This is a genomic window from Serratia sp. TSA_198.1 (assembly GCF_052686505.1).
The window spans coordinates 42,347-54,583 of sequence record NZ_JBQZFP010000004.1 but is presented as its reverse complement, the minus strand read 5'-3'; the positions used below and the strand labels follow the sequence as shown (position 1 = coordinate 54,583).

The 12,237-nt window shown below is 56.5% G+C and carries 9 protein-coding genes; 3 read left to right on the top strand and 6 right to left on the bottom strand.

What is annotated here, in order from left to right; genetic code table 11:
- Positions 1–101: 101 nt before the first annotated feature.
- Positions 102–1,028 (bottom strand): TIGR01212 family radical SAM protein, encoded by a 927-nt coding sequence (locus ACUTSW_RS17580; protein WP_006328250.1) that lies wholly within the window; start codon positions 1,026–1,028, stop codon positions 102–104.
- Positions 1,029–1,722: 694 nt separating this feature from the next.
- Here ACUTSW_RS17580 and gltB point away from each other — a divergent pair.
- Entirely contained in the window at positions 1,723–6,183 is a 4,461-nt protein-coding gene (gltB, locus tag ACUTSW_RS17575) for a glutamate synthase large subunit (protein WP_445584969.1), read from the top strand.
- 10 nt (positions 6,184–6,193) lie between these two features.
- Positions 6,194–7,612 (top strand): glutamate synthase small subunit, encoded by a 1,419-nt coding sequence (locus tag ACUTSW_RS17570; RefSeq protein ID WP_004948480.1) that lies wholly within the window; start codon positions 6,194–6,196, stop codon positions 7,610–7,612.
- Between the two features lie 181 nt (positions 7,613–7,793).
- On the opposite strand, the gene sspB is transcribed toward ACUTSW_RS17570, so the two are convergent.
- From sspB to zapE, 5 genes are all read right to left on the bottom strand, one after another.
- Positions 7,794–8,291, bottom strand: coding sequence for a ClpXP protease specificity-enhancing factor (gene sspB, locus ACUTSW_RS17565; RefSeq protein WP_004948483.1), 498 nt, complete (start codon positions 8,289–8,291; stop codon positions 7,794–7,796).
- 5 nt (positions 8,292–8,296) lie between these two features.
- Entirely contained in the window at positions 8,297–8,938 is a 642-nt protein-coding gene (sspA, locus tag ACUTSW_RS17560) for a stringent starvation protein SspA (protein WP_004948486.1), read from the bottom strand.
- Positions 8,939–9,273: 335 nt separating this feature from the next.
- The gene (gene rpsI / locus ACUTSW_RS17555; protein ID WP_004948488.1) at positions 9,274–9,666 is read right to left on the bottom strand and encodes a 30S ribosomal protein S9; all 393 of its coding nucleotides are present in this window, start codon (positions 9,664–9,666) and stop codon (positions 9,274–9,276) included.
- 15 nt (positions 9,667–9,681) lie between these two features.
- Positions 9,682–10,110 (bottom strand): 50S ribosomal protein L13, encoded by a 429-nt coding sequence (rplM, locus tag ACUTSW_RS17550; RefSeq protein WP_006317092.1) that lies wholly within the window; start codon positions 10,108–10,110, stop codon positions 9,682–9,684.
- Between the two features lie 275 nt (positions 10,111–10,385).
- Complete coding sequence (gene zapE, locus ACUTSW_RS17545; protein WP_445584968.1) at positions 10,386–11,513, bottom strand: cell division protein ZapE; 1,128 nt, start codon at positions 11,511–11,513, stop codon at positions 10,386–10,388.
- A gap of 231 nt (positions 11,514–11,744) precedes the next feature.
- Here zapE and zapG point away from each other — a divergent pair, with 231 nt between their 5' ends.
- Entirely contained in the window at positions 11,745–12,146 is a 402-nt protein-coding gene (gene zapG / locus ACUTSW_RS17540; RefSeq protein ID WP_004948498.1) for a Z-ring associated protein ZapG, read from the top strand.
- Positions 12,147–12,237 lie beyond the last annotated feature (91 nt).

The window sequence follows — 12,237 nt, the reverse complement described above, 5'->3', positions numbered from 1 at the left end:
GGCTCCCATCAGACAGAATCGGTTAAATCATACCGTAAAACCTCGGTGAGATAAGGAAGCAAACACCGAAGTGTGGGAAAGTTTGCAAATCAAAACAGCGATCAAGGGCGATATTGCCGCTTTTCATCCAATCCGCTGCCCTGTCCGCCATAACGCTGCAGGTAGCCGCCGACCGCCTGCATGCCGTTCCAGCGGTTTTCGCACCATAATGGTGCCAACAGCGTCGGTCGACGGGCGCTGGCGGAGATGCGGTGATAGACAATCTCTTTCGGCGTATGGCGGATCATCTCCCCGGCACTGGCGGCGTACTCCTCCAGCGCCAATTCAGGCATGCGCCCGGCCTGCCAGGCACGCGCCAGAGTGCTGCCGGTAACGATATGCAGCGGGTGCAGCTTGATACCGTCCACGCCGCTGTCCACCACCTGCCGCAGCGTAGCCAGATGATCGGCCGAGCTTTCCCCCGGCAGCCCGACGATCAGGTGGCTGCATACCTTCAGCCCACGTTCGCGCGCCAATCGGGCGGTATGCTGGTAACAGGAGAAATTGTGGCCGCGATTAATGCGCTTCAGCGTTTTATCGTGTGCCGTCTGCAGGCCCAGCTCGAGCCAAACCTCATAACCTTGTTCAAGGTAGCCCGCCAGCAAATCAAGCGCGGCGGGCGGCACGCAGTCCGGCCGCGTGCCAACGCAGATCCCGACCATATCGGCCTGCGCCAGCGCCTGCCGATACATGTCCGCCAGCAGGCTCACTTCTGCATAAGTACTGGTATAGGCCTGAAAGTAGGCCAGGTAACGTTTTGCGCGGTTGACCCTGCCGGCCTGCACCCTCAGCTGTTCGGCAATGCTCTGGCGCTGCATCTGCTCGTCGGCAAAAGAGGCTACGTTGCAGAAGGTACAACCGCCACGGCCAAGGGTACCGTCGCGATTTGGGCAGCTAAAACCGCCGTGCAGCGTGAGTTTATGAATCTTTTCGCCGTGCCGACGCTGGAGATCGGCGCCAAACATATTGACTAATTGCGGCAACTGCATAATCTTGGCTTTCTCTGTACTCAAAGCCCGTGATGCTAATAAGAAACGGCTTTTCCCGCGATGACAGAGATCAACGCTTTCCCTTCAAGGCCTCACCAGGCATAACTATTCATTATAAATGCAAATAAAATCACCCGAGCCAAGATGAATTTTTCTTATTCTCCCCTAACCGTTAACGCCTGTATGACAAAGCGATTAAAAATAGTTACAAATAACAAGAAAGCATAACTTAATAGAATAAAATTCTGACATTACCGCCCGCACTAGCATGGTGCAGAGATTCAGAGGTTGCACTATAGTGAGACAGCTCACATTTCCTCGAGCCCTGATGCTCCTCGCCACCACCGTAAATTCATGTAAAAATATTTATTTTTCAAAAAGATAACCCACAATAATTCAATAAAAAACGCTCTTAAGCCTATATTTGACCTGCGTATTCTTTCTCGCTAAGTTGGAAGTCCGCTGGAAGCTTTCTGGACGGGCAAACGTCTCGTCATATTTATGCAGTTATTTAAGACTCCCTCTTAAAACAAGTCATTCACCACTTGTGAGAACCGTCACGAGAGGCCATTGATGGAGGGCGGAAAAGCAGATCGGCGATATTAACCTTGCTGATTGGACTTCCGCCTGACGTTGGGAAGCCCCCTCGCAGTTGGTTGTAAGAGTCACGCAGAGCCTGGGGAGGTTCACTGATATGTTGTACGATAAATCCCTTGAGAGGGACAACTGTGGTTTCGGCCTAATCGCCCACATAGAAGGCGAACCTAGCCACAAGGTGGTGCGAACTGCTATTCACGCGCTGGCCCGAATGCAGCACCGTGGCGCAATCCTTGCTGACGGCAAGACTGGCGACGGTTGCGGCCTGTTATTGCAAAAGCCCGATCGCTTTTTCCGCATGGTTGGAGAAGAGCGCGGCTGGCGTTTAGCCAAGAACTACGCCGTTGGCATGATGTTCCTCAGCCAGAACGAAGAGGAAGCCCGTGCCAGCCGCCGCATTGTGGAAGAAGAGCTGCAAAATGAAACGCTGTCGGTCGTCGGCTGGCGTGAAGTGCCGACCAACCCGGACGTTTTGGGTGAGATCGCCCTCTCTTCCCTGCCGCGCATTGAACAGATCTTCGTTAACGCCCCGGCTGGCTGGCGCCCGCGCGATATGGAACGCCGCCTGTTTGTGGCGCGTCGCCGTATCGAAAAGCGTGTTCAGGACGACAGCTTCTATGTCTGCAGCTTCTCGAACCTGGTCACGATCTATAAAGGCTTGTGCATGCCTGCGGATCTGCCGCGTTTCTATCTCGATCTGGCGGACCTGCGCCTGGAATCGGCCATCTGCCTGTTCCACCAGCGTTTCTCCACCAACACCGTGCCGCGCTGGCCGCTGGCGCAGCCGTTCCGTTATCTGGCGCACAACGGTGAGATCAACACCATCACCGGCAACCGCCAATGGGCGCGCGCCCGTACTTATAAATTCCAGACGCCGCTGATCCCGGATTTGCAAACCGCCGCCCCCTTCGTCAACGAAACCGGTTCCGACTCCAGCTCGCTGGACAACATGTTGGAGCTGCTGCTGGCAGGTGGCATGGACCTGATCCGCGCCATGCGTTTGCTGGTGCCGCCGGCCTGGCAGAACAACCCGGACATGGACACCGATCTGCGTGCCTTCTTCGACTTCAACTCGATGCACATGGAGCCGTGGGACGGCCCAGCAGGCATCGTGATGTCCGATGGCCGCTACGCCGCCTGTAACCTGGACCGTAACGGTCTGCGCCCGGCGCGTTATGTCATAACCAAAGACAAACTGATCACCTGCGCCTCCGAAGTCGGCATCTGGGATTACCAGCCGGATGAAGTGGTGGAAAAAGGCCGCGTTGGCCCAGGCGAGCTGATGGTGATCGACACCCGCAGCGGCAAGATCCTGCACTCCGCCGAAACTGACGACGACCTGAAAAGCCGCCACCCGTATAAAGAGTGGATGGAAAAGAACGTCAAGCGTCTGGTGCCGTTCGAGGATCTGCCTGAAGATCAGGTCGGCAGCCGTGAGCTCGACGACTCGCAGCTCGAGACTTACCAGAAACAGTTCGGCTACAGCAGCGAAGAGCTGGATCAGGTGATCCGCGTGCTGGGCGAGATCGGCCAGGAAGCTACCGGCTCGATGGGTGACGATACCCCGTTCGCCGTGCTCTCCAGCCGTCCGCGCATCGTTTACGATTATTTCCGCCAGCAGTTCGCGCAGGTGACCAACCCGCCTATCGACCCGCTGCGCGAAGCGCATGTGATGTCGCTGGCGACCAGCATCGGCCGCGAAATGAACGTGTTCTGCGAGGCCGAAGGCCAGGCGCACCGCCTGAGCTTCAAATCGCCGATCCTGCTGTACTCCGACTTCAAGCAGCTCACCACGCTGGAAGGCGAATATTATCGCGCTGACACGCTCGATCTGACCTTCGATCCTGCGGTGCAGGATCTGGAGCAAACCATCCGCGCCCTGTGCGACGAAGCGGAACGTAAAGTTCGCGATGGCGCCGTGCTGCTGGTGCTGTCCGATCGCGCCATCGCCGCCAACCGTCTGCCGGTGCCTGCGCCGATGGCAGTAGGTGCGATTCAGACCCGTTTGGTAGAGAAAAACCTGCGTTGCGACGCCAACATTATCGTTGAAACCGCCAGCGCCCGCGATCCGCACCACTTCGCCGTGCTGTTGGGCTTCGGCGCGACCGCAGTCTACCCGTACCTGGCCTACGAAACGCTGGCCAAACTGGTAGATACTCAGGCGATCGACAAGAAATACCGCGACGTGATGCTGAACTACCGCAACGGCATCAATAAAGGCCTGTACAAGATCATGTCCAAAATGGGCATCTCGACTATCGCCTCTTACCGTTGCGCCAAACTGTTTGAAGCGGTCGGCCTGCATCGTGATTTGTCCGATCTCTGCTTCCAGGGCGTAGTCAGCCGCATCGGCGGCGCCAGCTTCAACGACTTCCAGCAGGATTTGCAGAACCTGTCCAAGCGCGCCTGGCTGAAACGCAAACCGCTGGAACAAGGCGGCCTGCTGAAGTTCGTTCACGGCGGCGAGTACCACGCGTACAACCCTGACGTGGTGAGCACCTTGCAAACTGCGGTACACAGCGGCAAATACAGCGACTATCAGGCTTATGCCAAACTGGTGAATGAACGCCCGGTCGCCATGCTGCGTGACCTGCTGGCCATTACGCCGCAAGGCACGCCGATCCCGGTCGACCAGGTTGAACCCGCAGAATCGCTGTTCAAACGCTTCGATACCGCGGCAATGTCTATCGGCGCATTGAGCCCGGAGGCCCACGAGTCGCTGGCCATCGCCATGAACAGCCTCGGCGGTTTCTCCAACTCCGGGGAAGGCGGCGAAGACCCTGCACGTTACGGCACCAACAAGGTTTCACGCATCAAGCAGGTGGCATCCGGCCGTTTCGGCGTGACGCCGGCCTACCTGGTGAATGCCGACGTGATCCAAATTAAAGTGGCGCAAGGGGCAAAACCGGGCGAAGGCGGCCAGTTGCCTGGCGATAAAGTGACGCCTTATATCGCCAAACTGCGTTATTCGGTGCCGGGGGTAACCCTGATTTCTCCACCGCCGCACCATGACATCTACTCGATCGAAGATCTGGCGCAGCTGATTTTCGACCTGAAACAGGTCAACCCGAAGGCGATGATTTCGGTGAAACTGGTTTCCGAACCGGGCGTCGGCACCATCGCTACCGGCGTGGCGAAAGCCTATGCCGATCTGATCACCATCGCCGGCTACGACGGCGGTACCGGTGCCAGCCCACTGTCGTCGGTGAAATACGCCGGCTGCCCGTGGGAACTGGGCCTGGTGGAAACTCAGCAGGCGCTGGTGGCTAACGGCCTGCGCCACAAAATCCGCCTGCAGGTGGATGGCGGCCTGAAAACCGGCGTGGATATCGTCAAAGCGGCGATCCTCGGCGCAGAAAGCTTCGGCTTCGGCACCGGCCCGATGGTAGCGCTGGGTTGTAAATATCTGCGTATCTGTCACCTGAACAACTGCGCAACCGGCGTGGCGACTCAGGATGAAAAACTGCGCCGCGATCACTATCACGGCCTGCCGGAACGCGTCACCAACTACTTCCAGTTCATCGCGCGTGAAACCCGCGAGATCATGGCGCAGCTGGGTGTCAGCCAATTGGTTGATCTGATTGGCCGCACTGAGTTCCTGACCGAGCTGGACGGCATCTCCGCCAAGCAGAACAAACTGGATCTGTCGCCGCTGCTGAAAACCGCAACGCCGCATCCAGGCAAGGCGCTGTACTGCACCGAAAGCAGCAACCCGCCGTTCGACAAAGGGTCGATGAACAAAGATCTGCTGGCGCAGGCGGAACCGCATATCGAAGCGAAGCAGAGCAAGACCTTCTACTTCGATATCCGTAACACCGACCGTTCAGTGGGTGCCACCCTGTCCGGCGCTATTGCTACCGTACATGGCGATCAGGGCATGGCAGCAGACCCGATCAAGGCCTATTTCTCCGGCACCGCTGGCCAGAGCTTCGGCGTATGGAATGCGGGCGGCGTTGAGCTGACCCTGACCGGCGACGCCAACGACTATGTCGGCAAAGGCATGGCCGGCGGCCGTATCGCCGTACGCCCACCGATTGGTTCTGCCTTCCGCAGCCATGAAGCGAGCATTATCGGCAACACCTGTCTGTACGGCGCCACCGGCGGCAAGCTGTTCGCTGCAGGCCGTGCGGGCGAGCGCTTCGCGGTGCGTAACTCCGGGGCTATCACCGTAGTTGAAGGCATTGGTGATAACGGCTGTGAATACATGACCGGCGGCATCGTCTGCGTGCTGGGTAAAACCGGCATCAACTTTGGCGCAGGTATGACCGGCGGCTTCGCTTACGTGCTGGATGAAGATGGCGTGTTCCGCAAACGCGTTAACCCGGAGCTGGTGGAAGTCTTGGATGTCGAGCAACTGGCCATTCATGAGGAGCACCTGCGCGGTTTGATTACCGAACACGTGCAAGCGACCGGTTCTGCGCGCGGGGAAGAGATTCTGGCTAACTGGCCGGAATGGGCGCCGAAGTTCGCTCTGGTCAAGCCGAAGTCCAGTGATGTCAAAGCATTGTTGGGTCACCGTAGTCGTTCCGCAGCCGAGCTGCGGGTTCAGGCGCAGTAAGAGGTCATTAATGAGTCAGAATGTTTATCAATTTATCGACCTGCAGCGCGTTGATCCGCCAAAAAAACCGCTGAAGATCCGTAAAATTGAGTTTGTAGAGATTTACGAGCCGTTTTCGGAAACTCAGGCGAAAGCGCAGGCGGACCGTTGTCTTTCCTGCGGCAACCCTTATTGCGAATGGAAATGCCCGGTTCACAACTACATCCCGAACTGGCTGAAGCTGGCGAACGAAGGCCGCATCATGGAGGCGGCGGATCTGGCGCACCAGACCAACAGCCTGCCGGAAGTGTGCGGACGCGTCTGCCCGCAGGATCGCCTGTGCGAAGGTTCCTGTACTCTGAACGATGAGTTTGGTGCGGTGACCATCGGTAACATCGAACGCTATATCAGCGATAAAGCGATCGAAATGGGCTGGAAGCCGGACATGTCCCACGTGCAGCCTACCGGCAAGCGTGTGGCGGTGATTGGCGCCGGTCCAGCCGGCCTGGCCTGTGCCGATGTGCTGACCCGTAACGGCGTGAAAGCGGTGGTTTACGATCGTCATCCGGAGATCGGCGGGCTGCTGACCTTCGGCATTCCGGCCTTCAAGCTGGAAAAAGAAGTGATGGTGAAACGCCGTGGCATCTTCAGCGAGATGGGCATTGAGTTCCAGCTGAATACCGAAGTGGGCAAAGACATCACCATGGATGCGCTGCTGAACGAGTTCGACGCGGTGTTCCTTGGCGTCGGCACCTATCAGTCGATGCGCGGCGGGCTGGAGAACGAGGAAGCGCCGGGCGTCTACGACGCACTGCCGTTCCTGATCGCCAACACCAAGCAGCTGATGGGCTATGAAGCCGAGCCACACGAGCCGTATGTCAGCATGGAAGGTAAGCGCGTGGTGGTTCTGGGCGGTGGTGATACCGCAATGGACTGCGTGCGTACGTCCATCCGTCAGGGCGCAACTCAGGTTATCTGCGCCTACCGTCGTGATGAGGCCAACATGCCGGGTTCCAAACGCGAAGTGAAAAATGCGCGTGAGGAAGGAGTTGAATTCAAATTCAATCTGCAGCCGCTGAGCATCGAACTGAACAGCGCCGGCCGCGTCGCCGGTGTGAAAATGGTTCGCACTCAGTTGGGTGAGCCGGATGCCAATGGCCGTCAGGTTGCTGAGCAAGTGCCGGGTTCCGAGCACGTGATCGATGCCGATGCCGTAGTGATGGCGTTTGGTTTCCGTCCGCACAAGATGGATTGGCTGGCGGCACATGACGTTGAACTCGACAAGCAGGGCCGCATTGTGGCGCCGGAAGGCACCGATAACGCCTTCCAGACCAGCAACCCGAAAATCTTCGCCGGTGGCGATGCGGTGCGCGGTTCAGACCTGGTAGTTACGGCGATTGCCGAAGGCCGTAAAGCTGCCGATGGCATCATGAGCTACCTGGAAGTGTAATATCCCTTCTGCTTCACGCTTCAGGGGCCCGGTTCACAATACCGGGCCCTTTGTTTTTCCGCACACGCGACAACCGTTACCTTCTGCCCCGATACAACGATTGCATGACTTGATTATTCGGCAGGATCAAGGCAATAAAAAAGGTCGCCTGAGCGACCTTTTGCTGTTCGTAGCTGCAGGATTATTTCACCACGCGCAGCGATGGGCGGCCACCGCGCGGCGGCTGTGGCGGTTCATCGTCCGGCTCGTGGTCATCACTCATGTCCGGGCGATCGCCATCAATCACCGACATCAGGCTTTCCGATGGAATCGTCTCATTGTCCATGCCTTCAAAAGTGCCTTCCGCTTCATAGGCGGCTTCCGGTTCAAACATGGTGCCTGCGCCATTTTCACGCGCATAAATCGCCAGTACCGCTGCCATTGGCACCGAAACCTGACGTGGCACACCACCGAAACGCGCGTTGAAATGCACTTCGTCGTTGCCTAATTCCAGGCTGCCTACCGCACGTGGCGCAATGTTCAGTACGATCTGGCCATCGCGGGCAAACTCCATCGGCACCTGCACGTCAGGGCGCGTCACGTCCACCACCAGGTGCGGCGTCAGCTGATTATCAAGCAACCAGTCATAGAACGCCCGCAGCAGATACGGACGGCGCGGGGTCATTTGAGACATATCCATAACGCTTAGCCCCGAGTCTGCAGGCGCATTTCGCGCTCGGCTTCGGTCAGGGAGGCCAGGAAGGCATCACGCTCGAACACGCGGGTCATGTAGCCTTTCAGCTCTTTGGAGCCTGTACCGCTCAGTTCAATGCCCAACTGCGGCAAACGCCACAACAGCGGTGCCAGGTAGCAATCCACCAGGCTGAACTCTTCGCTCATGAAATAAGGCGTCTGACCAAAGATCGGAGCAATCGCCAACAGTTCTTCGCGCAGCTGACGACGGGCTGATTCTGCTTCCTGGCCGTTGCTCTTCTCGATTTTGTACATCAGCGAGTACCAGTTTTTCTCGATACGCAGCATCATCAGGCGGCTTTCACCACGGGCTACCGGGTAAACCGGCATCAGTGGCGGGTGCGGGAAGCGCTCATCCAGGTATTCCATGATGATACGGGATTCATACAGGGTCAGCTCGCGATCAACCAGCGTAGGCACCGTTTGGTACGGGTTGAGGTCAATCAAATCCTGCGGCAGGTTATCCAACTCAACCTGCTCAATCTCGACGCTGACACCTTTCTCCGCCAGTACGATACGTACTTGATGGCTAAAAATGTCGGTCGGGCCAGAAAACAGCGTCATTACCGAACGTTTGTTGGCAGCGACAGCCATGAAAACCTCCAAGTTTATCTAGAAAATACTGCGAATAGCCAACTAACAGGCTGCTATCCTGAATGATCTTGACCGCTAGCCAACAGCACACAGATAAACCTTGGGTCTAAAACAGGACGCGGAGGTAGACTGACGACAGCTGCATGGCGAACAGGCGCAAAAGTGGATGATAGTTTACCAGATTTTGCTTGTTTTGTGGGGACTCTGCGGTGATTTCGTGTTGAATTGTCTGATATACCACAGATTTTAGTCGTGAGAAGGTGATTTTTAGGCATAAAAAAACCCGGTGAAGCACCGGGTTTTTGGCGTAAACTCCACTGCCGAAGCAGTAAAAATTAACGCTTGGAGAACTGAGGACGACGACGTGCTTTACGCAGGCCGACTTTCTTACGTTCAACTTTACGAGCATCACGAGTGACGAAGCCAGCTTTACGCAGCTCACCACGCAGAGTCTCGTCATATTCCATCAGTGCACGGGTGATACCGTGACGGATAGCACCAGCTTGACCAGAAATACCACCACCTTTAACAGTGATGTACAGGTCAAATTTGCCAACCATGTCGACCAGTTCCAGCGGCTGACGAACTACCATGCGGGCAGTTTCGCGACCGAAGTACTGTTCCAGGCTGCGCTGGTTAATTACGATGTTACCGTTGCCCGGCTTGATGAAGACGCGAGCGGCGGAGCTTTTGCGGCGACCAGTGCCGTAGTATTGATTTTCAGCCATTGCCTATAATCCCGATTAGATGTCAAGAACTTGCGGTTGCTGTGCCGCGTGAGTGTGCTCGTTGCCCGCGTAAACTTTCAGTTTACGGAACATTGCACGACCCAACGGACCCTTTGGCAGCATGCCTTTAACCGCGATTTCAATCACGCGCTCAGGATTGCGGGCAATCATCTCTTCAAAGGTCGCTTGCTTGATACCACCGATGTGGCCGGTGTGGCGGTAATACACCTTGTCTGTACGCTTTTTGCCGGTTACAGCAACTTTTTCTGCGTTCAGAACGATGATGTAGTCACCGGTATCAACGTGCGGGGTGTATTCCGCTTTATGCTTGCCGCGCAAACGACGAGCGAGTTCAGTAGCGAGACGGCCTAAAGTTTTACCATCCGCATCAACAACGAACCAGTCGCGTTTTACGGTTTCTGGTTTAGCTGTAAAAGTTTTCATTAGAAAGCTTACCCAATAATTAGTTACACGTTGGTGAACACCCAAACGCTCGAAAACAGTTGAGGCTCACACGACCATACAAGTCCAGCAAACCTACCCCTTCGAATAGCCATTGCCGGCACTATAAAGTTTTTGGGAAAAAAACTTTGTTGTAACGTGGGGTCGCAAGATTATAGAGAAGTCGCTCACAAAGATCGAACGCTTTTTGAATGGAAAAGCAATTTATCGCCGGCGAGAGGAAAACGGGGATCCTGGCGGCCAGGCCCCCCGGACGATCAAGGCAGATGAGGCAGCTTCAGATACTCTTCGCTTTGCATCTCCTGCAGGCGCGACAGGCAGCGTTGATACTCAAACTTCAACCGCTCCCCCTGGTAGATGTCGAACATCGACGTTTCGGCGGCAATCACCAACTTGACGTGGCGTTCGTAGAATTCGTCCACCAGCGCCAGGAAACGACGGGCGGTGTTCTCCTTCAATGGCCCCATCACCTGGACATTGTACAGTATTACGCTGTGATACAACCGCGACAGCGCAATATAGTCCAGTTGGCTGCGCGGCTCTTCGCACAGGGTATGGAAATCCACCGCCAATACCCCATCCACCGCGCGGATCGCTTGCAGCGGCCGATGATTGACCTGCAGCACCGGCGCCTTCTCTCCTGCCTTCCCCGCCAGCTTGATGAACATCCGGTCCAGGGTCTCTCGGGTCTGACTGTCGAGCGGCGTCAGGTACAAATGCGCCTGAGTCAGAGTGCGCAAACGGTAATCAATGCCGGCATCGACATTCATCACATCGCAATAGTCGTTAATCAGGGCAATCGCCGGCAAAAAGCGCGCACGTTGCAAGCCGTTGCGGTACAGATCGTCCGGCGGAATATTGGACGTCGCCACCAGCGTGATGCCACGAGCAAACAGCGCCTGCAACAGCGTGGCCAGCAGCATCGCGTCGGTGATGTCGGAGACGAAGAATTCGTCAAAACACACTACGTCGGTCTGCGCCTTGAACCCATCGGCAATCATCTCCAACGGGTTTTCCTGCCCTTGCAGCTCGGTCAGTTCTTCGTGCACGCGCAGCATAAAACGATGGAAATGCAGCCGCAGCTTGCGCTCCCCCGGCAGGCTGTGGAAGAACATGTCCATCAGCCAGGTTTTACCGCGTCCGACACCGCCCCACATGTACAGCCCCTGCACCGGACGAAGGCTGGTCGTTTCAGCGCCCTTGCCCAGCCAGCGGCTTAACCTGCCGCGCAGGCCGTTGGCCGACACGCTTACTGCAGGTGCCTGCTGCAATGCCTGATAAATGCCCTCCAGCCGGGTAACCGCCTGGCGTTGAACCTCGTCGGCCTGATATTCCCCCGCATCCAGCGCCTGCTGGTAGCGTGATAACGGTGATAATGCCTGCATCTGTTCGATGTTCCCTTAGAACCCGTAGAAATTATTTAGCAAATTTTCGCGGCATGTTGATGCTGCTTCGCACCGTTATCGCCACAAATGTCCGCCTCGCGGCGTACTGAAAAACCCTGCAAACGCCAGGTTATGGCTTATCAGGATTCCACTCGGACAAGGTTAACGGTTATAGTGGATATTATTAAGTGAAAAATCCCTGCGGAACAACGAAGTCAAAAAGGAGTCATCATGACCTGGGAGTATACGCTGATTGGTTTAGTCGTCGGCATCGCCATTGGTGCGGTAGCGATGCGTTTTGGTAACCGTAAATTACGTCAACAACAAGTTTTGCAGAACGAGTTGGACAAGAGCAAAACCGAGCTGGAAGAGTATCGTCAGGAACTGGTCGGCCACTTTGCCCGCAGCGCCGAGCTGTTGGATAACATGGCGCGAGACTATCGCCAGCTGTATCAACACATGGCGAAAAGCTCCAACAACCTGCTGCCGGATCTGCCGATGCAGGAAAATCCGTTCCGCTATCGCCTGACCGAAGCCGAAGCCGATAACGATCAGGCGCCGGTAGAAATGCCGCGCGACTATTCTGAAGGCGCCTCTGGCCTGCTGCGTGGCGAGCGTCCGCGCCGCGACTGATCCTCACCCTGCCCGTGGGCCTGCCCCACGGGTTTTGATCTTGCCCGCTTTATCTCCCCCGCGCCTGAACTATCCTTAACGCTGGTGCTTG

Excerpts from the sequence above, each read along its gene's own strand:
- ACUTSW_RS17580 (WP_006328250.1), bottom strand. The coding sequence starts at position 1,028 with ATGCAGTTGCCGCAATTAGTCAATATGTTTGGCGCCGATCTCCAGCGT.
- gltB (WP_445584969.1), top strand. The coding sequence starts at position 1,723 with ATGTTGTACGATAAATCCCTTGAGAGGGACAACTGTGGTTTCGGCCTA.
- ACUTSW_RS17570 (WP_004948480.1), top strand. The coding sequence starts at position 6,194 with ATGAGTCAGAATGTTTATCAATTTATCGACCTGCAGCGCGTTGATCCG.
- sspB (WP_004948483.1), bottom strand. The coding sequence starts at position 8,291 with ATGGATATGTCTCAAATGACCCCGCGCCGTCCGTATCTGCTGCGGGCG.
- sspA (WP_004948486.1), bottom strand. The coding sequence starts at position 8,938 with ATGGCTGTCGCTGCCAACAAACGTTCGGTAATGACGCTGTTTTCTGGC.
- rpsI (WP_004948488.1), bottom strand. The coding sequence starts at position 9,666 with ATGGCTGAAAATCAATACTACGGCACTGGTCGCCGCAAAAGCTCCGCC.
- rplM (WP_006317092.1), bottom strand. The coding sequence starts at position 10,110 with ATGAAAACTTTTACAGCTAAACCAGAAACCGTAAAACGCGACTGGTTC.
- zapE (WP_445584968.1), bottom strand. The coding sequence starts at position 11,513 with ATGCAGGCATTATCACCGTTATCACGCTACCAGCAGGCGCTGGATGCG.
- zapG (WP_004948498.1), top strand. The coding sequence starts at position 11,745 with ATGACCTGGGAGTATACGCTGATTGGTTTAGTCGTCGGCATCGCCATT.